Below are 23,048 nucleotides of genomic sequence, written 5' to 3'. Positions count from 1 at the left end.
AGGCGGCCCCAATGCTCACCACCATCGCCCTCTCAGTCTTCGCCGCGGCTGCATGCGGCTGGATGGGCATGTGCGCCGTTCGCGATCACCACGCTGCACTGGCCGAGCGCAAAGGCCTGCTCGACGACGCTGCGAGGCTGTTTGCCAGTTCCCGCATCAGTTTCGGGCCCGATCATTTTCCTGTCGTCGTGGGCCGGCTCGAAGATGGCAGGCAGGCAAAGATCGAACTCATCGCCGACACCATGGTCACGCGCCGTTTGCCCCAGCTCTGGCTCAGGGTCACGCTCAGCGAGCAGCGCAACCGTTCGCGGCCGACCATTGGAGCGCTGGCCCGCCCGACCGGCGCCGAATATTATTCGCTCGTCCACGACATGCCGGACTGGATGGCGCCTCCCGAGACGGAAGCATCATTGCTGATGCGTGGCGATGGCCGCGCGACGGCCTGGCAGGCCGAGCGAGTCTCGGCACTGTTCAGGAACCTGTTTGTCGATCCCACGGTCAAGGAAGCCGTCATCACGCCGGGCGGCACGCGCATCATAAGGCAAGCCGCGCAAGGCGAGCCCGGTGCGCACAAAGTGCTCCGGCAGGCGCGCTTTCCGCTGACCGCCATACCGCCCGAACTCGTGCGTGCCGCCCTTGCCGAGGCCGAAGCGCTGAGCGCCGTCCTTGCCGAGGACGAGCGCGCAGCATTGGCCTATGAAGCAGCCTGAGGAAGATCGATGGCCAAGCCGATCAACCCCTATCTCGTGCTCGCCTTGGCGGTCGTCCTGCCGGGCGCCGGTCACGTCGCGGTCCGCGATCCCAAGCGAGGGCTTGCCTTTGCTTTCTTCGTCGTCCTGTTCGCGGTGATTTCCTATGTCACCACGACGCCCGAAACCTCGTTCATCGGCCGGCACGCCGGCGGCCTGTTCGTCTGGGCGCTGTCAATCCCCGATGCTTATCGCCGCGCCCGTCTGCTCAGTGTCATGGCTCCCAGGGCCTGACCTGTCAGCCCGCCAACCGGCAATCGCGGCGCTCAGCCAGGGCGTCGAGGCTGCCTGCGTTGGGGCAGAAATCCCGATAGGACGCTTCGAACTCGCCCGAGGAAAGCCGGTCGCTGCAAAGGCGTCGCGCCGAGCACATCATGCAGGTCCGGCGCATGTCGCGGTTCCACACCGGGTAGCGGTTCTCGAATATCTCGGCATCGACGCCCTTGGACTTGACGGCCTCAGGCAGCAGGATCTTCGAGGCGAAGGCAGCGCGCATCGCCTGCCTGAAGTCCGACCGCGTCAGTCCGCACTCCGCGAGCATGCGTTCGCCGTCGTTGCCAAGCTGGCTGATCTCTAGCACGGCTGCCCGGCGCTGGCGCCAATCCTTGTAATGGAGCACGGCTGAGCGCCAAAGTTCGTGGGCCTGCGGTATCCCGCTCATTTCGCTACCTCCCGATGGGTGAGGAGATCCTCATCCCGCGCAAGTGTGGCAGGCTGGGCGGCGGCGTTCCTTGTGCTGGATCAAACTTGTGGTTGAACGCCAAAAAAGAGGGGCGGATTGCCCTGCGTGCAATCCGCCCCAACAGAGGCCTATGTAACGTCGCCGTCAGGCGGCTGTCTGCGAGATCACGCCGCGGCGGATCTGGTCCTCCTCGATGGATTCGAACAGCGCGCGAAAGTTGCCTTCGCCGAAGCCCTCGTCGCCCTTGCGCTGGATGAACTCGAAGAAGATTGGGCCGATCACGGTCTTGGAGAAGATCTGCAGCAGGATCTTGGTCATGCCGCCGTCGACCACGCCTTCGCCGTCGATCAGGATGCCGTGCGTCTTCATGCGCTCGATCGGCTCGTCATGGCCGTGCACGCGGGCGTGCGACTTCTCGTAGTAGGTATCGGGCGGGCCGGGCATGAACTTCAGTCCCTTGTCGGCGATCCTGTCGGTGGCGGCATAGATGTCGTCGGTGCCGACGGCGATGTGCTGGATGCCTTCGCCCTTGTACTTGCGCAGGTATTCCTCGATCTGGCTGGTGTCATCCTTGGACTCGTTCAGCGGGATGCGGATCTTGCCGCAGGGCGAGGTGATGGCGCGGCTGACGAGGCCGGTGATGCGGCCGTCGATGTTGAAGAAATGGATCTGCTTGAAGCCGAACAACTCGCGGTAGAAGTCCCACCACTTGTCCATGTTGCCGCGATAGACATTGTGGGTCAGGTGGTCGAGGAAGTAGAAGCCGACTCCTTCAGGCTTGTGATCGGTTTCGCCGAGCCAGTCGAATTCCGCCGTGTAGGCAGAGCCCTTGGCGCCGTACTTGTCGACGAAGTAAAGCAGCGAGCCGCCGATGCCGACGATGGCCGGCACGTCGAGCGCCTTGTCGGTACCGGTGTAGGGTGTAGCGCCTTTCGACACCGCGTGATCGAAGGCGTGCTTGGCATCGACCACCCGCCAGGCCATCGAGGCAGCGCAGGGGCCATGGTCGTTGACGAAGCGCATGGCATGGCTGCCCGGCTCGGCATTGACGATGTAGTTGATGTCGCCCTGGCGCCAGACGGTGATCTTCTTGGTCTTGTGGCGCGCGACGGGCTGGTAGCCCATGCGGGTGAAAAGCTCTTCCAGCTTCTCGGGCTCGGGGTGCGCGAACTCGACGAACTCGAAGCCGTCGGTGCCAGCGGGATTGTCGGCGTTGATCTTGGCCGGCGGCGCATCGTGCGGGAATGGACCCATGGCAAATCCTCCTCAGAAATGGGGTTGCGCATAGTGTGCTCCCAAATCGATGCAATGTGCTTGCATTGTGATCCTCTTTGGGCTGGTTTATGCGTGAAGCGTGCATGGAATGGGAGTTTTGTGCAATGAATGAAGCACTCGACCAGTTCGACCTCAAGATCCTGCGCGAACTGCAGCTCGACGGACGTCTAACCAACAACGAACTGTCGGAGAAGATTGCGCTGTCGGCTTCGCAATGCTCGCGGCGGCGCGCCCGGCTGGAGGCGGAAGGCTTCATCCGCGGCTACCAGGCGATGCTCGACCGCGAGCGATTGGGGCTCGACCTGCTGGTGGTGATCTCGGTGACGCTTGCCACCCACAACCGCGACAATGCCCAGCGTTTCGCCCGGTTGGTCAACGACCTGCCCGAAGTGCTCGAGGCCTATTCGCTGACCGGCGAGATGGACTACCACATCAAGGTCGCGGTCCGGGGACTGTCGGACCTGTCGCGTTTCGTCAACGAAGTGCTGTTGCCGCATGATTCCGTGCAGCACGTGAAGACGGCGATCGTGCTGACGACGCTGAAGCAGTTCGGGCCGCTGCCGATAGGGTAGGGGCGCGGCTAAGTCGAGCGCGACGTGGACGCCCTCCCTCCCCCTTCGGGGGAGGGATAAAGGGTGGGGGTGTGGCTAGGCGCGCCACTGGCAAAGAGGTACCCCCACGCCCGACCCCTCCCCACAAGAGGGAGGGGGACTACGGTCGCCTCTTTTCCAGCAACGCCCGCTCGACCTCGGCCAGCCCCGCCTCGATGCGCTCGATGGCGCCTGATCCGAGCGCAGCTTCCAGGCTCGCCTGATATGTACGCGCAAGGTCGGCGATCTCGCCATAGGCCCTGAGGCCGGCGGCGGTGAGTTCGAGATGCTCGACCCTGCGGTCGGACTCGTTCTCGCGCCGCTTCAGCCAGCGGCGCCCGGCGAGTGCTGCCACGGTGCGGCTGACCTTGGTCTTGTGCATGTTGGAATGGGCGCCGACCTCTGTCGCCGTCATTCGCCCGGCGCTGCCGAGAGCTGCGAGCGTGCGCCATTCCGGCCGTGTCATCTGGTAGCGCTGCTTGTATTCGCGTGCGAAGCTCAGGCTGATCAGCTCGGCGGCGCGGTTCAGCCGATAGGGCAGGAAGCTCTCGAGATCGAAGGGCGGAGGCATCGTGCAGCCTTTGATAGTTACAAAATCAACGGTTACAATTGCAACCAATTAGACGATCTCATGTGCTGACGGGAGGTGCAAGCCATGCTGGACAAAACCGAAAAGCAGGCGGTTGCTGCCGCGGCCTTGAAATACATGCCGGGCTTCGGCAACGACTTCGAGACCGAGGCGCTGCCGGGCGCGCTGCCACAGGGCCAGAACAGCCCGCAGAAGTGCAATTACGGCCTCTATGCCGAGCAGCTGTCAGGCTCGCCATTCACCGCGCCGCGCGGCACCAACGAGCGCTCCTGGCTCTACCGTATCCGCCCGAGCGTTCGTCACACCAAGCGGTTTTCGGGCGCCAGCTATCCGCACTGGAAGACCGCGCCTTGCCTCGACGATCATTCTCTTGCGCTCGGACAGCTGCGCTGGGGTCCGCTGCCTGAGCCCAACGACAGGACGAATTTCATCCAGGGCATCCGCACCATGACGACGGCGGGGGATGCGATGACCCAGGTTGGCATGGCCGCACATGTCTATGCCTTCAACGACGACATGGACGACGACTATTTCTTCAATGCCGACGGCGAACTGCTGATCGTGCCCGAGGTGGGGTCGATCCGCATCTTTACCGAAATGGGCATCATCGACGTCGAGCCATCGGAGATCTGCCTGATCCCGCGTGGCATGATGTTCAAGGTCTCGCGCCTCGGCGAGGGCGAGATGCGGCGTGGCTACATCTGCGAGAATTACGGCGCCAAGTTCACGATGCCCGACCGGGGCCCGATCGGCGCCAACTGCCTGGCCAATCCGCGCGACTTCAAGACGCCGACGGCTGCCTATGAGGACAAGGAAACGCCTTGCCGCGTGCTGGTCAAATGGTGCGGCAAGTTCCATGTCACGGAGATCGGCCATTCGCCGCTCGACGTCGTCGCCTGGCATGGCAACTATGCGCCGTTCAAATATGACCTGCGCACCTTCTCGCCGGTCGGTGCCATCCTGTTCGACCATCCCGATCCGTCGATCTTCACGGTGTTGACCGCCCCGACGGAAGAGGCAGGCACGGCCAATGTCGATTTCGTCATCTTCCCGCCGCGCTGGCTTGTCGCCGAGCACAGCTTCCGCCCGCCCTGGTATCACCGCAACATCATGAGCGAGTTCATGGGTCTGATCTACGGCCAGTACGACGCCAAGGAAGAGGGCTTCGTGCCTGGCGGCATGAGCCTGCACAACATGATGTTGCCGCACGGACCGGATGCCATGGGCTTCGAGAAGGCGTCGAACGGCGAACTCAAGCCGGTCAAGCTCGACCACACCATGGCCTTCATGTTCGAGACGCGCTTTCCCCAGCAACTGACGAAATTTGCCGCCGAGTTGGAAACACTGCAGGACAATTACATCGATTGCTGGGATGGTCTGGAACGCAAGTTCGACGGCACACCAGGCATCAAGTGAAGACGGGAACACCATGAAACTCGCGACGCTGAAAGACTCCACCCGCGACGGCCGGCTGGTCGTGGTCTCGAAGGACCTCACCAGCTGTTCCGAGGTTGGCCACATCGCCCGCACGCTGCAGGCGGCACTCGACGACTGGGCCCATGTCGGCCCGCGGCTGGCCAATGTCGCCGAAGGCATTGAGACTGGCAGCCAGCCGACGATGCGCTTCCACGAGCATGATGCGGCCTCGCCTTTGCCGCGCGCCTATCAGTGGGCCGATGGGTCTGCCTATGTGAATCATGTCGAGCTGGTGCGGAAGGCACGCGGCGCCGAGATGCCGGCAAGCTTCTGGACCGATCCGCTGATCTATCAGGGTGGTTCGGACTCGTTCCTCGGTCCGCGCGATCCGATCGTCATGGCCGACGAGGCCTGGGGCATCGACCTCGAAGGCGAGGTTGCCGTCATCGTCGACGATGTGGCGATGGGCGCGTCTGTCGAAGAGGCGCGGGACGCCATACGGCTGGTCATGCTGGTCAACGACGTTTCGTTGCGCGGCCAGATCCCGGCGGAACTCGCCAAGGGTTTTGGCTTTTTCCAATCCAAGCCGTCGACGGCGTTCTCGCCGGTTGCGGTCAGCCCGGACGAGTTGGGCAACGCCTGGGACGGCGGCAAGCTGCACTTGCCACTCCTTGTCGGCGTCAACGGCAAGCCAATTGGCCGGGCCAATGCCGGCCTCGACATGACTTTCGATTTCGGCCAGCTCGTCGCCCATGCTGCGAAAACCCGGCCGCTCTGCGCCGGCACGATCATCGGCTCGGGCACGGTCTCCAACAAGCTCGACGGCGGACCTGGCAAGCCGGTTGCCGAAGGCGGTGCGGGCTATTCCTGCATCGCCGAAATCAGGACGATCGAGACCATCGAAACGGGGGCTGCGAAAACGCCGTTCCTGAAGTTCGGCGACCTGGTCCGCATCGAGATGCACGACAAGACGGGCCACTCGATATTTGGCGCCATCGAGCAGACCGTGGCGAAATACGAGAAGGCCTGAATCGCATGAGCGAAACCGTTCTGTTCGACTACTGGCGTTCGTCCGCGAGCTATCGCGTGCGTATCGCGCTCAACATGCTGGGCGAGGAGTTTCGTTCGGTGTCCGTCGATCTGTTGGCGAAGGACCAGAAATCGGCCGGGCATCTGGCGCGAAACCCGCAAGGGCTAGTGCCCGTGTTGGAGGTCGACGGCCATGCCTTCACCCAGTCGCTGGCGATCATCGAATATCTCAACGAGACCAGGGCAGCCGGTTTCCTGCCCTCCGATCCCGTCGGGCGCCAGCGTGTGCGCCAGTTGTCTTATGCCATCGCCATGGAAATCCACGCCGTCTGCAACACCGGCGTGGTTGTCGAGCTGATGCGGGTTGCGACCGATGGCGAAGCAGCGCGCGACGCCTGGATGCAGAAGTTCATCGGCGATGGGCTGGCTGCTTTCGAACGGCTGCTGGAGCACCCCTCGACCGGTCAATTCTGCCACGGCGACACGCCAGCCATGGCCGATTTCTGCCTGGTGCCGCAGGTCTACAACGCCAGGCGCTGGGACGTCGACATCTCGGGCCTGCCGCGCGTCCTCGACATTGCCGGCCGGTGCGAGCAACTCGACGCTTTCGCCAAGGCTCATCCCGACCGGGTCAAGTAGACTTATCTCGCTCTCCAGGCCTGCGTCCGCGCGATTAGCACCTTGGAGAGGAGCAGGTGGATCAGGCGCGCTGCGATGTTGGTGTAGAAGATCATCATCGCCATGGCCGCCGCCGGGGCGACGTCGCCGGCATCGTCCATGTTGAGCACGGCGACCGAGGCCAGCGCGGTGTCCTTCGAATAGAGGAACACCACGGCCGACACCGTCGTCATCGCATTGACGAACAGGTAGATCGAGATGTCGAGGATCGCCGGCAGGCAGACCGGAACCGTGACGCGGGCGAACAGCTTGTACAAGGGCTGCTTGAGCGACGCCGCCACCGGTTCGAATTCCTGGTCGATCTGCTTCAGCGCCGTCAGCGCAGTCAGGTGCCCTACCGTGTAGAAATGGGTGATGGTGCAGACCACCAGGATCGTCATGGTCCCGTAGATAGCGTGCAGCGGGTTGGCCGGATCGTTGAAGAAGAAGATGTAGGCGAGGCCAAGCACCATGCCCGGCACAGCCATGGGCAGCATGGCCAGGAACTGAAAGGCCGAGCGACCTGAGCGAAAACCTTCGGTCTTCTCCACCATGTAGGCGCCGACGAAAATGATGGCCGTGCCGATGATCGCCGTCAGCGCTGCCAAGCGGATGGAGTTGTAGTAGGAACCCCAGCCGCCGCCATCCATGCGGTCGAAGGCAAAGTGCTTGAGGCTGAGGCTGAGGTCGTAAGGCCAGAGCTTGACCAGTGCGGCGAACTGGCTGGTGACCATGATGCCGATGATGAACACGGCGATCAGCGCGCACCAGGCGAGGCAGAGCGCGTCGAAGCCGCGATTGGGCTTGGGCTGATAAGGCACTGAGCGAGCCGACAGCAGTGCCACCTGCTTCTTGGTGACCATGCGGTCGACGACGAAGGCGGCGATGGCCGGAATCAGCAGGATGACCGAGACTACCGCGCCCATCTCGAAATTCTGCTGGCCGATGACCTGCTTGTAGATGTCGACGGCAAGAACGTTGTACTGGCCGCCGATGACCTTGGGCAGGCCGAAATCGGTGATGACAAGGGTGAACACCACGAAGGCGGCGGAGATCAGGCCGTAGCGCGCGCCCGGTATGGTAACCGTCCAGAAGGTGCGCCACCGGCTGGCCCGCAGCGAAGCGGCGGCCTCGTAGTGGCGCTGATCGGATATGGCCAGCGCCGTCGAGATGATGATCATGGCGTGGGGGAAGGCGAAGAACACCGAGCCGACAACGATGCCGAGCGGACCGTAGATCGACGCGCCCATCAGCACGTCCTTGAACAGGCCCTGGTTGCCGAAGAGGTAGATGAGGGCGATGCCGGGCAGCAGGGACGGCACCAGGATCGGTACCATGGCGACGAGCTTGAATGCGTCCTTGAAACGCATGCAGCTGCGGTTCAGCGCATAGGCGAAACCGAAGGCCAGCCCGACGGTGACGATGGTGCTGATGACGGCGATGAAGACCGAGTTCTCGATCGAGCGGAACAGCGTCGGCGTCGAGAAGTAGGTGGCGTAGTTCTCCAGACCGATCGCCCGCGAGGGCCTTAGCATCACCCTGCGGAACGCATTGGAGTCGAATTCCTGCCATTCGGTGCCGCTGTGCAGTTGCAGGCCGACAAGATAGGTCGCGTCCGGTGTCGTGCCTCGGATCTTGTATTTGACCGGACTACGGAAGCTGAATTCGGGAAAGAAGCTCGTTGCCTGCAGGCGGCCGTCGGAATTGGTCCCAAGCTTCTCCTCGGGAATGGCGTTGAGCTCGCCATTGAGTGCCGCGGCGGTGACCGGATCGCCCCAGTTGCCGGCGCTGTCGCTGACCTGGAACTCGAATTTGGCGAGGTCGAAGCTGTAGGTCGAAAACGACTTGGACAGCATGACGTAGAGGGGGGCTGCGAGCGCGACCAGCAGGTACAGCGCGATCACGATCATCAGACCACGCTTGATCGCCTCGTCCTTGTCGAGGGCGAGCTTCAGCGTCCGTCCGGCGGGCAGGGGAGTGTCGATTGCCATGGCCATGTCATGCCCTCCCGGGAAAGACCAGCAGGCGATCTTCGGGCAGTTCGACTGTCAGGGCACCGCCTTCCGCCAGCGAAAGACGGCGGGCGGCATTGATCGAGAAATCGGCGATCAGCGTTTCATCGCCAAGCTCCTTGCCGCGTAGGCGCGTGCGCCAGAACGAGCCCAGGAACTCCATTTCTCCAATGGTCACGTCGAGCAGGTTCTCCGGCTGCTGCACGATGTCGGGCGCACCCGGGGAGCGGGCTCCGGGTCCATGCGGAATGACGTCTTCGGGCCTGATCGCCGCAATGACCGGGGTGCCAGGGCCGAACTGATGCGGAGCGGATCTGAAAGCCTTGGCACCGAAGCTCACGCCGCCCTTGTCGGCGTTGGCGGCAAATTTGTTCGCCTCGCCGATGAAGTCGGCGACGAACAGCGTCGCGGGGTGTCGGTAGATCTCAGTCGGCGTACCGATCTGCTCGATGACACCATGGTTCATCACCACGATGCGGTCGGCCATAGACAGAGCTTCCTCCTGGTCGTGGGTGACCATGATGGTGGTGACGCCGAGCTTGCGCTGCAGTTCCTTGATCTCGTGGCGCAGATGGGTGCGCACCTTGGCATCGAGCGCCGACAGCGGCTCGTCGAGCAGAAGCAAGCCTGGCGAGATGGCGATGGCGCGGGCGAGGGCAATGCGCTGCTGCTGGCCGCCGGAGAGCTGGGCCGGATATTTGTTGCCTTGGTCGGGCAGGCCGACCAGCTTGAGCAGTTCGGTGACGCGGCTTGCGATCTCGGCGCGTGGGCGCTTGGTATTCTCCAGCCCAAAGGCGATGTTCTTGGCGATCGTCAGGTTGGGAAACAGCGCGTAGGACTGGAACACGATGCCATAGTCGCGCTTGGATGGCGGCAAGGTCGACACGTCGCGCCCGCCCTGATGGATGGACCCGCGGGTCTGCAGGTCGAGGCCGGCGATGGCGCGCAGCAGCGTGGTCTTGCCGCAGCCAGACGGGCCGAGGAAGCAGACGAATTCGCCTTCCCTGATATCGAGCGAGATGTCCTTCAGCGCGTGGAACTCGCCGAAGGCTTTCCAGACGTTCGAGATGTTGAGATAGGCTGGCTTCACGTTCAGGCTGGCGGCGTTCATGGCGCTCACTTCAGTCGGAAGTCGCGGCTGCCCGGCGAGGGTTTCGTGTCTCATCGTAACCATCCGGCTTGGGGGCAAGAGTTCGGGCGTCGCGCGTGGCGACGCCCGTCGGTCGACGGCTTTGGCCGTCAGCTCTTCGGCTCGGACTTGGAGTCGTAGCGCTTGGCCCACTCTGCAAGGATCGTATTGCGGTTGTTGGCCGCCCATTCGAAGTCGTTCTTGATCATCTTCTCTTCGATGTTGGCGGGCAGGTGTGGGACCGGCTTGGCAACGCCCGGCATGGCGACGATGGCCCAGCCGACATTGTACATCTCGTTGGCCTTCTTCGAGACAGACCAGTCGATGAGCGTCTTGGCGGCTTCTTCCTTGGCCGTGCCGGCGACGAGCGCCGAGGCTTCCATGTCCCAGCCGATGCCTTCCTCGGGAATGATGATGTCGATCGGCGCACCCTCGGCCTTGGACTTGGCTGCACGGAACTCGAAGGAGATGCCGATCACCGTTTCACCGGCGGCCGCCATCTTGCAGGGCTTGGAGCCGGAATGGGTGTAGGTGGCGATGTTCTGGTGCAGGCCGTCCATGTAGGTCCAGCCTTCCTTTTCGCCGAACAGCTGGATCCAGCTCGACACGTCGAGATAGCCGGTGCCGGAGGATGCCGGGTTCGGCATCACCACATGACCCTTGTATTCGGGCTTGGTCAGGTCCTTCCAGCTCTGGGGCGCGGTCAGGCCGAGCTTCTGGCCCTCGACGGTGTTGTAGCAGATCGACGCCGCCCAGCCGTCCATGCCGACCCATGCCGGTGGCGTGTCCTTGTCGACATATTCGGGCTTGAGCAGATCGACGCCCTTCGGCGCATAGGGCTCAAGCATGCCTTCGGCCTTGAGCACCAGAAGCGAGGTGGCGGCCAGTCCCCAGATCACGTCGGCCTGCGGGTTGTCCTTCTCGGCCAGCAGCTTGGCGGTGATGACGCCGGTCGAGTCGCGGATGAAGTTCAGCTTGATGTCAGGATGGTCCTGGTTGAACGTCTCGGCGTAACGCTTGAGGTCTTCGGCCTCGATCGCCGTGTAGACGGTAAGCTCGGTCTCTGCCCAGGCAGCCGAGGACATCAGCATGGTGGTAACAGCAGCAAGCGCGAAGTTTTTCTTCTGGTTCATGGATATCTGGCTCCCATTTGAATCGCTTAGGCACGTTCTGATTGGGAGAGGTCTGAGCAGGGATGCGCGTGCCGCGATTGCCCCGATTGCGCCTCGTCCAAGGCTGATACTGGGAACGAGGGGTCAATAAGTAAAATCTATTCTTTTTATAATACTGTAGCCTCAGCTTATGAGCTGTATGGCGATGCGACAAACGTGTTCGGGGTCAGTCCGCCGTCAGGAAAAGGCGAGGGCGATGACGCCGCAAGCGACGATGACGGCCGAGACGATGCGCGCCGGCCAGGGCCGCTCGCCGAAGATGAACAGTCCGATCAGCGCGGCGATGATGACGCTCGATTCCCGCACCGCCGAGACTGCCCCGAGCGGGGCGATGGTCTTGGCATAGATGACAAGCCCATAGGCCGCGACGGCACCAAGGCCGCCGACAAGTCCGAGCATGACGGTCTTGCGGTCGATGGTATGGGACGCGCCGCGGCGGCGGAACAAGACGAACAACGTGACCGGGAATTCGAGCAGGAACAGCCAGCCCATGTAGCCGAACGGGCTGTCGGACAGGCGAACGCCGATGCCGTCGATGACCGAATAGGAGGCGATCAGAAGGCCGTTGATCGCCGCAGCGGCCACGGCGCGCGGATCGGCGTTGGCGGCACCGCGCTGGAAGGCGAGAAAGGCGATGCCGAAGGTGACGGCGGCAAGCCCGGCCCAGCCCAGCGGCGGCAGGGTTTCGCCGATCATCACATAGGCGCCGAAAGCGACGAGGGCCGGGGCAAGGCCGCGTGCGATGGGATAGACCTGGCTCAAGTCGCCGAATCGGTACGACTGGAACAGGAAGATGTAGTAGCCGAAGTGGATGACGGTCGAGAGCAGGATGTAGATCCAGCTCTCCAGCGATGGCGCCGGCGCTGACAGGACCAGCACCGTGCCGAGCGTGGCATGGGTGGCCGAGACGGCGGCAAGAACGACGGCGCGATCTGTCGCCGCCTTGACGACGGCGTTCCAGCTCGCATGCAGGAAGGCCGCGACCAGGACGATGGTAAGGGCAAAGCCGGACATGCGATCAGGCTTTCACGGAGTGCAGTCGGAGAAGGGATCGAGGCGAGTCCGGAGAGGACGACGCTTCCTGGAAGTCGGCAACAGCATTTCCCCTCCACGCAAATGAGGGAGCGCGAACGCGCCCTCATCGACACTCATCTGATTTGCCGGCTCAAGACAATAGCGCTCGGGCTGACGATAACGAGAAGGTCTTGATGTTGGTAGGTTTGTCACCGCTTTGATGGCGCCTTCCTTGTAGACGCTGGACGATATCGTGACCGTCAAATGGCGACATGCCGATGCGATATGCCGTGACTTTTCAGACAGAGTTTGGGGATCGGCCGAAGGCGGTCGGATCGGAAAGCACAGTCAACTCATCGTCATCCCACTCCGAGGCTCTCAATGGAGGGCCTGCTTGGAGAGGACGAACAGATCAACGATGAGCCGGTTCGAGGCTCGATCTAGCCGCCGCGACCAGCGCTTGCAGGTACTTTCACTTCCGGCATCGCGCCGATCAGCATGCGAGCGTACTCGCTTTCCGGAGCGTCGAAAATGTCGGCGCAGTCGCCCTGTTCGACGAGTTCGCCGCGGTTGATCAGCGCGACACGGTCGCAGAGATAGCGGACGACGGCGAGATCGTGGCTGATGAAGAAGTAGGTCAGGCCGAGGCGATCCTGAAGTTCGCACAGCAGATTGAGTACCTGGGCCTGCACAGAGACGTCGAGAGCCGAGGTCGGCTCGTCGAGCAGCAGCAGTTCCGGGCCCGAGGCGAGGGCGCGCGCGATGCAGATGCGCTGGCGCTGGCCGCCGGAGAATTCGTGCGGATAGCGGTGCAGGTGCTGCGGACCCATGCCGACGAGCGAAAGCAGCTCCGCAGCTCGGTCGCTGCGCTGCCTGTTGGTCAGGCCGAGCGTCTCGTGGTGGATCACCAACGGCTCGGTGATGATGTCGTAGACCGACATGCGCGGGTTGAGCGAGGCGTAGGGATCCTGGAAGACGATCTGGACGCGCGAGCGCAGGCGGCGCAGTTCGGCGTCGGACAGCTTGCCCAGGTCCTGGCCCTGGACGCGGATGCTGCCCGAGGTCGGCGTTTCCAGGTGCAGGATGGAGCGGGTCAGCGTCGTCTTGCCCGAGCCGCTTTCGCCGACGAGGCCGAAGCTCTCGCCCTTGCGCACGCTGAGCGAGACGTTCTTCAGCGCATGGACTTCAGGCGACGAGCCGAAGATGCCGCGTCGGCCGGGATAGATCTTCGAGACGTTATCGATTTCAAGCATGATCTCAGTCATCGACGAGCGCCTCCATTTCGTTGACGCGAATGCAGGCGGCGGCATGGCTGTCGCCTACCGAGACCGGCGTCGGCATGGCAGCGGTGCAGGCGGGTTGGGCAAACTGGCAGCGCGGGGCGAAGCGGCAGCCCGGCGGCGGGGTGATCAGGTTCGGAACCGAGCCGGCCAGGCCGCGAAGCTCGCCGCGCCTGGTTTCGCGGGTCGGGATCGCCGACATCAAGGCGCGTGTGTAGGGGTGGACCGGATTGCCGATGACGGCTGCGACCGGTCCGCTTTCGACGATGTTGCCGGCATACATGACGGCGACGTGGCTGCATGTCTGGGCGACGACGCCGAGATTGTGGGTGATCAGAACGACGCCCATGTCGAAGTCTTTGACGCTGTTCTTGATGAGCTCGAGGATCTGCGCCTGGACCGAGACGTCGAGCGCCGTCGTCGGCTCGTCGGCGATCAGGAGGTCAGGCCGGCCGATCAGCGCCATGGCGATCAGCACGCGCTGGCGCATGCCGCCCGAGAACTGGTGCGGGTAGTCGTTGAGCCGTGCCAGCGCGTTGGGGATGCCGACGCGCGCGAGCATCTCGCCGGCGAGCTTGCGTGCGGCCTGGCGGCGTTCGCGCCGGCCGGCATTGGGCGAGCAGCCGATCACGTCGGGATCGCGCTCGGCCGCGGCCAGCGCCACGTCGACAAGTTGGTCGCCGATGCGGAAGGCCGGATTGAGGTTGGTCGTCGGGTCCTGGAAGATCATGCCGATGCGCTTGCCGCGCAGGCGCTGCATCTCAGCCTGGCTGAGCTTGAGCAGGTCATGGCCTTCGAGCAGGATCTCGCCCGCCGTGTAGTGCGCCGGCGGCGTCGGCTGCAAGCGCGATACCGACAGACCGGTGAGCGACTTGCCGCAGCCGCTTTCGCCGACGAGCCCCCAGATCTCGCCCCGGTTGACGGTGAGGTTGATGCCGTTCAGCACATGTGCCCGGCCGTCGAAGCTGGACATCCGGAGGTGCAGGTCGCGGATGGAAAGGAGAGGTTGGGTCATCAGCGCCTCGCCTTCGGATCGAGGATGTCGCGCAGGCCATCGCCGAGCAGGTTGAAGCCGAACACCGCGAGGAACATCGCCATGCCGGGCGCCATCGCCGTCCACCAGTAGTCGGGCATATAGGAACGCGAAACGGACAAGAGTGTGCCCCATTCGGGCGTCGGGGGACGAACGCCGATACCGATGAAGCCGAGGCCGGCGACGGTCAGGATGGCAAAGCCCATGTCGAGCGACATCTTGACGATGATCGGCGACACGACGTTGGGCAGGATGTGGCGGAAGAGGATGCGCTTGGGCGTGGCGCCGAGCGCACGCGCAGCGGTAACGTAGACTTCCTCGCGCGCTGCCAGCACCTCGCCGCGCACCAGCCGCGCGTAGCCGGGCCACCATGACAGGGCGATCGCGATCACCATGTTGCCGAAGCCCGAGCCGAGGGCCGCGGCAATCGCCATGGCAAGGATCAGGCCGGGGATGGTCAGCGTCAGGTCGGTCAGCCGCATCAGCACCTCGTCGACCCAGCCACGGGCAAAGCCAGCGACGGCGCCGACCAGCGTGCCGATCACCGAGCCGATGAGCACCACGCCGAAGCCGGCGAGCACCGATACCGTGGTGCCGGCCATGACCAGCGACAGCACGTCCTGGCCGAGTTCGTTGGTGCCGAACGGGTGCGCCGCTGACGGCGGGATGAAGCGCGAAGCGGTGTCGACCCCGCCGCCGACGTGTTCGGGGTAGGGGGCCAGCACGGTGCCGAAGACGGTGAAGAAGATCACCACCGCGACGATGGCCGCACCCAGCATCGACAGCTTGCTTTGCGAAAAGCGGAAGAAGGCACGGCGCAGCCTGTCGCGGCGCGGCGTGGCGAAATCGTCCGCGGTGTTGGGCTCGGTCGTGGTCATGAGTAGCGGACCTTGGGGTTGATGACGCCGTAGAGCAGGTCGATGACGAGGTTGGCGAAGACGAAGAGCAGGCCGATGACCAAGGCCACGCCGATCACCGGCATCATGTCCTGCGAGACGATGGCCTTGGTGGCGTAGAGGCCGAGGCCCGGCCAGTCGAACACGGTCTCGACCAGCACGGTGCCGCCGAGAAGCCAGCCGAAATAGAGGCCGATCACTGTCAGCGTCGCCGAAACGGCGTTGCGGGCGACGTATTTGGTGATGATCTTGCGCTGCGGCAGGCCAAGCGCGCGCGCTGTCATCACATAGTCCTGCTGCATCACCTCGATCGTCGAGGCACGCATCATGCGCATGATCGTGGCGAGCGGGGACAGTGACATGGCGATGGCCGGAAGTGCCAGATGGCGGAGCGACATGAAGAAGGCGTTCCAGTTGCCGGCAATTAATGAATCGATGGTCAGGAAGCCGGTGACGAAGCGCGGCGGGATCACGACGATCGGCAGGCGTCCGCCGAGCGGCAGCCACATCAGCCACATGGCAAAGCAGAGCTGCAGAAGGAGCCCGAGGAAGAAGCGGGGCATCGAGATCGCGCCGATGGCGCCGACCTGGGCAAGGTAGTCGGGCCAGCGGTTGCGCCAGACGGCGGTGATGAGGCCGAGCGGAATGCCGACCACGACAGCAATGAACATCGCTGCGAAGACGAGTTCGAGGGTCGCGGGAAGGTAGGCCTTTATATCGGCGGCGACGGGGCGGCGGGTCAAAAGCGACGTGCCGAGGTCACCATGCATCAGGCCGGCGACATAGTTGCCGTATTGCACCCAGATCGGCTTATCGAGGCCGTACTCGACGGCAAGTGAGGCGATTTCGGCCTGCGTTGCGTTCGGACCTGCGGCGAGCGCCACCGGATCGCCCGGCAGAAGGCGAGCGATGGCGAACATGATGATCGTCAGGCCGACGATGACCGGTATGAGCAGCAGAAGCCGCCGCAGGATGAAATGCAGCATTGCCGATGTCCTTTGGTTGGAGCTTTGGCGGGCCCGAAGGCCCGCCAAATGTTCGACTTAGCCGAGCGACAGGCCCCAGGTCTCGATCGCGTTGGAGGCGACCGGCGTGAAGTGGTAGTCCTTCACGTTGTCGCGCATGGCGAGCTTGCGGCGCTCCAGCACGCCGAAGACGTCAGGTGCATCCTCGACGACCTTCTTCTGGAATTCGGCGTAGATCGCAACGCGCTTGGCCTGATCGATTTCCTTGCGGCCGGCCTCGATGAGAGCGTCGACTTCCGGGTTCTTGTAGACCGCGTTCTGCCAGGCGCCGTTGCGCGACGAGTGGTAGGCCGCATAGGCGATGTTGTCGGGGTCGCCGTAGTTCGCCGTCTGGTAGACCGGGAACAGGTCGGGGAAGGTTTCCGCCGACTTGCAGGCGGTGACCATGTCAGGCCAGTTCATCGGCACGATCTCGAGCTCGATGTTGAGCTGCTTGAGGCTGTCGAGCATGATCAGCGCCCAGCGGCGCTGCTGCTCGAGACCCGAGACGTGGTACATCTTGAGCTTGAAACCGCCTTCCGGCTTGGCCGACTTGGCCATGTATTCCTTCGCCTTGGCCATATCGGTGCCGTAGGCGACGAGATTGGCGTCGAAGCCAAGGATGCCCTTGGGCAACGGGCCGTTCATCGGGTCGGCGTAGCCTGCGGCGTCGAGGATCGCCTTGTAGTTCGTGGCGTAGGATATCGCCTTGCGCAGGTTGATGTCGGCGCAAGGACCGTGCTGGGTGTTCATCTTGATCGAGAAGGTGCGGTATTCCGGCTCGATGACGCTGACGACGCCGGGTGCATCCTTCAAAGCATCCATGTCCTCGCTGGTGAGGTCGGTGGCGATGTGGGCCTCTCCGCGCTGGATCATCAGCCGCTGGGTGGCCGTTTCACGCACGATCTGCCAGATCACGCCTTCGAGGTTGCCGCCGCCGGCCTGCCAGGCTTCCGGCGCGCGGGCCAGTTGGTAGAGCGTGCCGACCTCGAAGCGTGCCACTGCAAACGGGCCCGAGCCGGCTGCATTGGTCATAAGATAGGTTTCGCCGGAATCGCTGCCGAGATTGGCCTCGACCACCGCCTTCTCGACGACGAAAATCCACGGCAGCACCTGCAGGAACGGTGCGAAGGGCGTGGCGAGCTTGAACTTGACGGTGCCCGCGTCGACGGCCGTCACGCCTTCGGCTGTGACGATGTCGCGGATCATCCAGGAGTTGCCCTTGGCGAGCTTCAGTGCGCGGGCGAAGGAGTAGACCACGTCGTCGGCGGTGACGGCATTGCCGGAATGGAACTTGGCGGCCTTGTTCAGGACGAAGGTGTATTCGGTGCCGTCGGCGCTGACGGTCCAGCTCTCGGCGATGCCGGGGGTCGGCACCGGCGGGTTGCCCGAGATGCGCACCAGCGGGTCATAGACGTTGCGCATGAAGAACGAGGCGGAATAGCCCGTCGCGGTGTGCGGGTCGAAATTGGGGATGTCCTGGCCGGCGGCGATGATCAGGACGCCGCCCGACTGCGCGAAGAGGGCGCGGGGGAAAACGGTGGTGGCGAGGCCGACGCCGGCCAGGGCCAGCAGGCCGCGCCGCGAGATGTTGAACTGGTCAGAGGTCATTGCATTGCTCCTGTCGGATGTCTGGTCGTCATTGCAAATGGGCGGCGCCAGTTGGCCGGGCGCCGCCGGATCTCGATAGGCGTTTAGGCCCAGGCCACGTTCTCCTGCGGCGCCACGGTTCCTGGCGTACCTGGTTCCTTGCGGTAGTTGAGCGCCACGTGATCAGGCGTCACAAAACCGAGTGCGAGGTCGCGGGAGATCGCGGCGTGGTCGCGTTCGGCGGAGTTGCCGTAACCCGAGCCGCCGGCGAGCACGAGTTCCACCACCTGGTCGGTCCGGTGCAGCGACACCAGCTCGCCGGTGCCGCAATCGCGCAGCACCCGGCCGTCGGTGGATAGCACGCGACCGCGTGCCCCGCCGCCTGCCTGTCCGCCGAACAGGCCGTCGATGGGATTGTCGACGCCCTCGGGGTAGACCGAGACCAGCATCTCCAGCCCGTCCTCTTCGCGCTTGCGGAAGCGCACGACCTGGCCGAGGCCGCCGCGCTGCTTGCCCGCACCGCCGCTGTCGGCGCGGAACGCCTTCTCCAGCACCAGCACCGGCACCCGGCTCTCCATCAGCTCGATGGAGGTGTTGGCCGCCGATGTCGGCCACAGCAGCGAGGAGTGGCCGTCGCCGCGTTCGGAGCCGCCCTGGCCGCCGCCGCAGAAAAGCATGTCCGAATAGAACTGCCCGTCCTTGGTCTGGCCATAGACGTTCGCCGCGACCGCAAGCCCGGTGAAGGACTGGACCATGTCGGGCGAGGCCGAGGCGAGTGCCGCGAAGATGTTCGGCGCGAGGTACCAGCCGGTGCGGGTACGCAGGTTCACGGCCGCCGGGTAGGTCGGGTTCAGGATCGAACCTTCCGGCGCGGTCACCGTGAACGGGCGATAGCAGCCGGCATTGCCGCGCACCGCGGGGGTCAGCATACACTTCAGCGGGTAGGTCGCATGGGCCGCCGTGTAGTTCAGCGTCGAGTTGAGACCACCCTGGGGGAGCTGCGGCGGGGCGCCGGCGAAATCGACCGATATGCTGTCGCCCTCGACCTTGACCAGGACCGGGTAGCTGATGGTCTCGCCAAGCGGGTTGTTGGTGATGACCGAGCGGTACTCACCATCGGGCAGCGCCCGGATCGCATCGCGCATTGCCTTTTCCGACAGGCCCTGGACGACTTCGGCCAGCGCGCCGAGGTCGTGCATGCCGTAGTCATGCATGAAGGCGTCGAGCCGCTCCGCGCCGAGCTTGTTGGCCGCGACGAAGGAGAAGATGTCGCCCAGCACCTGCTCGCCGTTGCGGACGTTCTGGCGGATGAGCTGGATCAGCGTCTCGTTGGGGCGTCCCTCCTCGAAGATCTTCATCGGCGGGATCTGCAGGCCTTCCTCGTAGATCTCGCGGGCATGCAGCGAGTCCTTGGTGCCGCCGATGTCCGAGACGTGGCCGACAGTGCCCATCAGGCCGACCAGCTTGCCATTGCGGAAAGCCGGCGTGACGATGGCGATGTCGAACAGATGGCCAGCGCAGAGCCACGGATCGTTGGTGATCAGCACGTCGCCGGGCTTCAGCGTCTCGGCCGGATAGCGCTCCAACAGTGCCTTGACCGCGCGCGGCAGCGTCAGGTTGAAGACCGGCATGGCGCGCGGGCTGTGGGCCAGCGTCTCGCCGTCCTTGTCGAGCAGTTCGCAGGCAAAGTCCTGTGCCTCGGCGATGACCAGTGAGAATGCGGTGCGGCAGACGGTCAGCCACATTTCCTCGACGACGTTGACGAGGCGCGACCACATGATCTCGAGGCCGATCGGATCGCCCTTGATGCGGGCGACTGCCTGGGCGCGGGTCATGTCGTCGGTGACGAACGCGTCAGCCGCCTTGAGCGCGCCGACCTGGACGCAGAGGTTCTGGCTGGCGTCGATGGTGACGCTGTCGGACGGGCCGACGACGGTGGTGGACTCGCGCTCTTCGATGATCGCCGGGCCGGGGACGGTGTCGCCGCTGCGCAGCGCGTAGCGGTCATAAACCGCTGTCTCGAACTTGCCTTCATCGAACCAGCAGGTGCGGTGGCCCTTGATCCGGGTCGTGGTGTCGCCGCCGCCAGTGGCACCGGTGAGCGAAAGCTGCGGCGTGGGGCCGGCGACGCGTACGCGGAAGTTGACGGATTCGAAGCGCGCACCCTCGAAAGGCTCGGCATAACGGGCGGAGTAGGCCCGCACGAAGGCCTCGCGAATGGCGGGCAGGTCGGCTTCGCCGAGTGTCGTGTCGGGGAGTGGCACGCTGATGTCGTGCATCTGGCCGACAAGGCGCATGTCGGCGCTGCGTTCGACAACGATGTCGCCTGCGGCGATGCCCGAACGGGTCAGCTGATGGCGCCCCTCGTCTTCAAGAGCGGTCAGCACGCCGTTGACGGCGTTCGTGTCAAAGCCAGTCTTCAGCTCGACGCGCAGCGACCGTACGCCTTCGAAGGACAGCGGTGCTGCAAGGAAGCCGAGCGCCGACGCAGCACCCGATGCCGGTGGGATCAGCACGGATGAGATGCCCATGGCGCGCGCCACGTCGACAGCATGGGCCGGACCGGCGCCGCCGAAACCGACCATGGAATATTCGCGCGGATCCTTGCCGCGCTCGACAAGATGCACGCGTGCGGCCGAAGCCATGCTCTCGACGACCACCTTGTGGATGCCGAGTGCAGCTTCTTCAATCGTCAGGTTCAGCGGCTCCGCCACACGCGCGATGGCAGCACGGGCGGCCTCGAGGTCGAGCTTCATGCGACCGCCGAGGAAGAAGTTGGGATCGTAATAGCCGAGCGTGAGGTTGGCGTCGGTGACGGTCGGCTGCTTGCCGCCCATGCCGTAGCAGGCCGGGCCCGGGTCGGAGCTCGCCGAATGCGGGCCGACCTTCAGCAGGCCAACGTCGTCGATGGCGGCGATCGAACCGCCGCCGGCGCCGATCTCGATCATCTCGATGACAGGGGCCTTGATCGGCAGGCCGGAGCCCTTGACGAAGCGGTGGACGCGCGCGGCCTCCATCATTGGCGATATCTCTGCGCGGCCGTCCTCGATCATGCACGCCTTGGCGGTGGTGCCGCCCATGTCGAAGGAAATGACGTCGGAAAGCCCAGCCGCCTTGCCGAACAGCGCGGTGGCGAGGCCGCCGCCGGCCGGGCCGCTTTCGAGCAGCCGGATCGGGAAGTCGCGGGCAGTCTCCAGCGACATCAGGCCACCTGCCGAATGCATGAGGCGCAGCGCGCCGGCAAAGCCAGCGCCACGCAGCGATTTCTCCAGCTTGGTCAGGTAGCGGTGCATCAACGGCTGCACGAAAGCGTTGGCGCAGGTGGTCACCGTGCGCTGGTATTCGCCCATTTCGGCCACGACCTCGCTCGATATCGAGATCGACAGCTCGGGGAACGCGGCGCGGATGATATCGGCGGCGCGGCGCTCATGCGCCGAATTGGCATAGGAATGGATGAAGGCGATGGCGATTGCCTCGCAGCCCTGCGCCACCAGCTTCTTGGCAGCCAACAGAACCTGTGCCTCGTCGAGCGGGGTCTCCACCTCGCCCGAGGCATTCATGCGCTCATCGACTTCGAGGCGCATGTCGCGGCTGACCATCGGGTCGGGGAAGGAGACGAACAGGTCATAGATGTCGTAGCGCTGCTCGGTGCCCATTTCGAGCAGGTCGCGGAAGCCGCGCGTCGTGATCAGGCCGACCGGCGCGCCCTTGCGCTCGATGACCGCGTTGGTGACCAGTGTCGTGCCGTGGACGATCTCGCTGACGTCGCTGTGCCTGATGCTCTGCAGATCCAGCAGTTCCTGCAGGCCGAGCAGTGCGGCCTGTGACGGATCATGCGGCGTGGTCAGGCGCTTGTGCAGCGTGACGGAATGGTTCTGGCTGTCATAGAGCACGAAGTCGGTGAAGGTTCCACCAATGTCGAATCCCACGCGCCAGCGGTTGGGCAGATCACTCATTACTGATGTCCTTTTCTTCAAATCCGGGGGGCGACGAAGGCGCTGTCGCCCAGATCCTCGGCGATGCGGGCGGCCCCCTTGGCGAGGGCGGCGATCATCTCGTCGCGGCCTTTGGTGTCCACGAGTGCGTGGGGGTAGACGATACAGAGGCTGACGGCTTCGTCGGTGCGGGGGTCGGCGACCGAAATAGCGATGGCGTCCACGCCAGGCGTCGCCTCCTGGCTCGAATAAGCGAAGCCCTGGTGCCGTACTTTCGAGAGCTGCTCGCTCAGATCATGCAGCGCACTGTGCCCGGCATAGAGCGCATGCACTGTTTCTTCGCCAAGCCGCGCCAGCAGCGACCGGCCGGTGGCGCTGAGATGGGCGGGCAGGCGGCGGCCGATATTGCTGACGACGCGGAGCGCGTTGGTGCCCTGGAAGTCTGCGACGGCCGTCACTTCCTTGCCGTCACGCACGGAGATGTAGCCGGTGTGGCCAAAGGTGCTGCTGGCTTCGGCGACCACTTCGCTGGCGCGGCCGATGAGCAGCGACGAACGGCGGTAGGCGGCTGCGAGGTCGAGCATCAGGCGGCCCGGGCGGTGCCGATGCGAGTCGCCGATCGTCTCAAGCATGTTGGCCTCCCGCATCGCCTTCAACAGCCGCGACGCATTGGCCTTCGGCATGCCGAGCAGCTTCACGACGTCCGAGACCGTGAGATCGGGACAGTCGTTGCCGAAGCACCTCAGCACATCTGCGGCATTGTTCAGGACCGACATTTCTCCTCCGAGTCGTTCCATAAAATGGAACTCAAGTTCCACTTTTTGAAACTAATGCTCTCGTCCGTGCATTCGGTCAAGCTAAAAATGAGCCGACTTCCCGATGCCGCCGGGCAGACGGAATCGAAGATCGCCAAGGCAATGCTCCGCCGATCCCGGCAGCGATGCCGGGATCGAACGAAGTCTTCAGTTCAAGAAATTGATTTTGTTGCGTGCCTGC

20 protein-coding genes are annotated in these 23,048 nt (G+C 64.1%); 6 read left to right on the top strand and 14 right to left on the bottom strand.

Going from position 1 to position 23,048, the window contains the following annotated elements; all coding sequences use genetic code 11:
* The first annotated feature begins 11 nt into the window (after positions 1 to 11).
* Together GGR00_RS23885 and GGR00_RS23880 are read left to right on the top strand one after the other, a co-directional pair.
* Positions 12 to 710 (top strand): hypothetical protein, encoded by a 699-nt coding sequence (locus GGR00_RS23885; RefSeq protein ID WP_184701636.1) that lies wholly within the window; start codon positions 12 to 14, stop codon positions 708 to 710.
* Between the two features lie 9 nt (positions 711 to 719).
* On the top strand, positions 720 to 983 hold the full coding sequence (locus GGR00_RS23880) for a hypothetical protein (RefSeq protein WP_184701635.1): 264 nt from the start codon (positions 720 to 722) through the stop codon (positions 981 to 983).
* 4 nt (positions 984 to 987) lie between these two features.
* Here the strand turns inward: GGR00_RS23880 and GGR00_RS23875 are convergent, their stop codons facing one another.
* Positions 988 to 1,410, bottom strand: a complete 423-nt coding sequence (locus tag GGR00_RS23875; protein WP_184701633.1) for a hypothetical protein — start codon at positions 1,408 to 1,410, stop codon at positions 988 to 990.
* Between the two features lie 165 nt (positions 1,411 to 1,575).
* Positions 1,576 to 2,685: a 4-hydroxyphenylpyruvate dioxygenase gene (hppD, locus tag GGR00_RS23870; protein ID WP_184701631.1), complete on the bottom strand. Its 1,110-nt coding sequence runs from the start codon at positions 2,683 to 2,685 to the stop codon at positions 1,576 to 1,578.
* Between the two features lie 125 nt (positions 2,686 to 2,810).
* Here hppD and GGR00_RS23865 point away from each other — a divergent pair, with 125 nt between their 5' ends.
* Entirely contained in the window at positions 2,811 to 3,278 is a 468-nt protein-coding gene (locus tag GGR00_RS23865) for an Lrp/AsnC family transcriptional regulator (RefSeq protein WP_184701629.1), read from the top strand.
* Between the two features lie 139 nt (positions 3,279 to 3,417).
* On the opposite strand, the gene GGR00_RS23860 is transcribed toward GGR00_RS23865, so the two are convergent.
* Positions 3,418 to 3,867 carry a MarR family winged helix-turn-helix transcriptional regulator gene (locus GGR00_RS23860; protein ID WP_184701627.1) on the bottom strand — a complete coding sequence of 150 codons (450 nt, stop codon included), beginning with the start codon at positions 3,865 to 3,867 and terminating at the stop codon, positions 3,418 to 3,420.
* 84 nt (positions 3,868 to 3,951) lie between these two features.
* Here GGR00_RS23860 and hmgA point away from each other — a divergent pair, with 84 nt between their 5' ends.
* From hmgA to maiA, 3 genes are read left to right on the top strand one after another with little or no spacing between them, the layout of a single operon-like run.
* Complete coding sequence (gene hmgA, locus GGR00_RS23855) at positions 3,952 to 5,301, top strand: homogentisate 1,2-dioxygenase (protein WP_184701625.1); 1,350 nt, start codon at positions 3,952 to 3,954, stop codon at positions 5,299 to 5,301.
* A gap of 13 nt (positions 5,302 to 5,314) precedes the next feature.
* A complete protein-coding gene (locus GGR00_RS23850) occupies positions 5,315 to 6,331 on the top strand; it encodes a fumarylacetoacetate hydrolase family protein (protein ID WP_184701623.1) in 1,017 nt (338 codons plus the stop codon).
* Between the two features lie 5 nt (positions 6,332 to 6,336).
* Complete coding sequence (maiA, locus tag GGR00_RS23845) at positions 6,337 to 6,969, top strand: maleylacetoacetate isomerase (RefSeq protein ID WP_184701621.1); 633 nt, start codon at positions 6,337 to 6,339, stop codon at positions 6,967 to 6,969.
* A gap of 2 nt (positions 6,970 to 6,971) precedes the next feature.
* Here the strand turns inward: maiA and GGR00_RS23840 are convergent, their stop codons facing one another.
* The 11 genes from GGR00_RS23840 to GGR00_RS23790 all read right to left on the bottom strand — a co-directional run bounded on the left by GGR00_RS23840 (position 6,972) and on the right by GGR00_RS23790 (position 22,828).
* On the bottom strand, positions 6,972 to 8,984 hold the full coding sequence (locus GGR00_RS23840) for a putative 2-aminoethylphosphonate ABC transporter permease subunit (RefSeq protein WP_184701619.1): 2,013 nt from the start codon (positions 8,982 to 8,984) through the stop codon (positions 6,972 to 6,974).
* A 1-nt stretch (position 8,985) separates the two neighbouring features.
* Positions 8,986 to 10,164, bottom strand: coding sequence for a putative 2-aminoethylphosphonate ABC transporter ATP-binding protein (locus tag GGR00_RS23835; protein WP_184701617.1), 1,179 nt, complete (start codon positions 10,162 to 10,164; stop codon positions 8,986 to 8,988).
* A 74-nt stretch (positions 10,165 to 10,238) separates the two neighbouring features.
* A complete protein-coding gene (locus tag GGR00_RS23830; protein ID WP_184701615.1) occupies positions 10,239 to 11,261 on the bottom strand; it encodes a putative 2-aminoethylphosphonate ABC transporter substrate-binding protein in 1,023 nt (340 codons plus the stop codon).
* Between the two features lie 216 nt (positions 11,262 to 11,477).
* Positions 11,478 to 12,314, bottom strand: coding sequence for a DMT family transporter (locus GGR00_RS23825; RefSeq protein ID WP_184701613.1), 837 nt, complete (start codon positions 12,312 to 12,314; stop codon positions 11,478 to 11,480).
* 440 nt (positions 12,315 to 12,754) lie between these two features.
* Entirely contained in the window at positions 12,755 to 13,579 is an 825-nt protein-coding gene (locus GGR00_RS23820) for an ATP-binding cassette domain-containing protein (RefSeq protein ID WP_184701611.1), read from the bottom strand.
* Positions 13,572 to 14,609: an ABC transporter ATP-binding protein gene (locus GGR00_RS23815; RefSeq protein WP_184701609.1), complete on the bottom strand. Its 1,038-nt coding sequence runs from the start codon at positions 14,607 to 14,609 to the stop codon at positions 13,572 to 13,574. Before GGR00_RS23815 ends, GGR00_RS23820 begins: the two co-directional genes overlap by 8 nt.
* Positions 14,609 to 15,505: an ABC transporter permease gene (locus GGR00_RS23810; protein ID WP_184701607.1), complete on the bottom strand. Its 897-nt coding sequence runs from the start codon at positions 15,503 to 15,505 to the stop codon at positions 14,609 to 14,611. The genes GGR00_RS23815 and GGR00_RS23810 overlap by 1 nt, the downstream gene beginning before the upstream one ends.
* Positions 15,502 to 16,509 (bottom strand): ABC transporter permease, encoded by a 1,008-nt coding sequence (locus tag GGR00_RS23805; RefSeq protein ID WP_184701605.1) that lies wholly within the window; start codon positions 16,507 to 16,509, stop codon positions 15,502 to 15,504. Before GGR00_RS23805 ends, GGR00_RS23810 begins: the two co-directional genes overlap by 4 nt.
* Positions 16,510 to 16,566: 57 nt before the next feature.
* Positions 16,567 to 18,138 carry an ABC transporter substrate-binding protein gene (locus tag GGR00_RS23800; protein WP_184701603.1) on the bottom strand — a complete coding sequence of 524 codons (1,572 nt, stop codon included), beginning with the start codon at positions 18,136 to 18,138 and terminating at the stop codon, positions 16,567 to 16,569.
* Positions 18,139 to 18,221: 83 nt separating this feature from the next.
* Positions 18,222 to 22,073: a hydantoinase B/oxoprolinase family protein gene (locus GGR00_RS23795; protein ID WP_184701601.1), complete on the bottom strand. Its 3,852-nt coding sequence runs from the start codon at positions 22,071 to 22,073 to the stop codon at positions 18,222 to 18,224.
* A gap of 17 nt (positions 22,074 to 22,090) precedes the next feature.
* Positions 22,091 to 22,828: an IclR family transcriptional regulator gene (locus tag GGR00_RS23790; protein ID WP_184701599.1), complete on the bottom strand. Its 738-nt coding sequence runs from the start codon at positions 22,826 to 22,828 to the stop codon at positions 22,091 to 22,093.
* Between the last annotated feature and the right edge of the window lie 220 nt (positions 22,829 to 23,048).

Source organism: Aminobacter aganoensis, from assembly GCF_014206975.1.
GTDB classification, from domain to species: domain Bacteria; phylum Pseudomonadota; class Alphaproteobacteria; order Rhizobiales; family Rhizobiaceae; genus Aminobacter; species Aminobacter aganoensis.
The sequence above is the reverse complement of the archived record's forward strand: the minus strand, read 5'-3'. Positions and strand labels throughout refer to the sequence as shown.

Excerpts from the sequence above, each read along its gene's own strand:
- GGR00_RS23815 (WP_184701609.1), bottom strand. The coding sequence starts at position 14,609 with ATGACCCAACCTCTCCTTTCCATCCGCGACCTGCACCTCCGGATGTCC.
- GGR00_RS23800 (WP_184701603.1), bottom strand. The coding sequence starts at position 18,138 with ATGACCTCTGACCAGTTCAACATCTCGCGGCGCGGCCTGCTGGCCCTG.
- GGR00_RS23865 (WP_184701629.1), top strand. The coding sequence starts at position 2,811 with ATGAATGAAGCACTCGACCAGTTCGACCTCAAGATCCTGCGCGAACTG.
- GGR00_RS23810 (WP_184701607.1), bottom strand. The coding sequence starts at position 15,505 with ATGACCACGACCGAGCCCAACACCGCGGACGATTTCGCCACGCCGCGC.
- GGR00_RS23805 (WP_184701605.1), bottom strand. The coding sequence starts at position 16,509 with ATGCTGCATTTCATCCTGCGGCGGCTTCTGCTGCTCATACCGGTCATC.
- GGR00_RS23840 (WP_184701619.1), bottom strand. The coding sequence starts at position 8,984 with ATGGCCATGGCAATCGACACTCCCCTGCCCGCCGGACGGACGCTGAAG.
- GGR00_RS23850 (WP_184701623.1), top strand. The coding sequence starts at position 5,315 with ATGAAACTCGCGACGCTGAAAGACTCCACCCGCGACGGCCGGCTGGTC.
- hmgA (WP_184701625.1), top strand. The coding sequence starts at position 3,952 with ATGCTGGACAAAACCGAAAAGCAGGCGGTTGCTGCCGCGGCCTTGAAA.
- maiA (WP_184701621.1), top strand. The coding sequence starts at position 6,337 with ATGAGCGAAACCGTTCTGTTCGACTACTGGCGTTCGTCCGCGAGCTAT.
- GGR00_RS23795 (WP_184701601.1), bottom strand. The coding sequence starts at position 22,073 with ATGAGTGATCTGCCCAACCGCTGGCGCGTGGGATTCGACATTGGTGGA.
- GGR00_RS23790 (WP_184701599.1), bottom strand. The coding sequence starts at position 22,828 with ATGTCGGTCCTGAACAATGCCGCAGATGTGCTGAGGTGCTTCGGCAAC.
- GGR00_RS23875 (WP_184701633.1), bottom strand. The coding sequence starts at position 1,410 with ATGAGCGGGATACCGCAGGCCCACGAACTTTGGCGCTCAGCCGTGCTC.
- GGR00_RS23825 (WP_184701613.1), bottom strand. The coding sequence starts at position 12,314 with ATGTCCGGCTTTGCCCTTACCATCGTCCTGGTCGCGGCCTTCCTGCAT.
- GGR00_RS23880 (WP_184701635.1), top strand. The coding sequence starts at position 720 with ATGGCCAAGCCGATCAACCCCTATCTCGTGCTCGCCTTGGCGGTCGTC.
- hppD (WP_184701631.1), bottom strand. The coding sequence starts at position 2,685 with ATGGGTCCATTCCCGCACGATGCGCCGCCGGCCAAGATCAACGCCGAC.
- GGR00_RS23885 (WP_184701636.1), top strand. The coding sequence starts at position 12 with ATGCTCACCACCATCGCCCTCTCAGTCTTCGCCGCGGCTGCATGCGGC.
- GGR00_RS23820 (WP_184701611.1), bottom strand. The coding sequence starts at position 13,579 with ATGACTGAGATCATGCTTGAAATCGATAACGTCTCGAAGATCTATCCC.
- GGR00_RS23835 (WP_184701617.1), bottom strand. The coding sequence starts at position 10,164 with ATGAGACACGAAACCCTCGCCGGGCAGCCGCGACTTCCGACTGAAGTG.
- GGR00_RS23830 (WP_184701615.1), bottom strand. The coding sequence starts at position 11,261 with ATGAACCAGAAGAAAAACTTCGCGCTTGCTGCTGTTACCACCATGCTG.
- GGR00_RS23860 (WP_184701627.1), bottom strand. The coding sequence starts at position 3,867 with ATGCCTCCGCCCTTCGATCTCGAGAGCTTCCTGCCCTATCGGCTGAAC.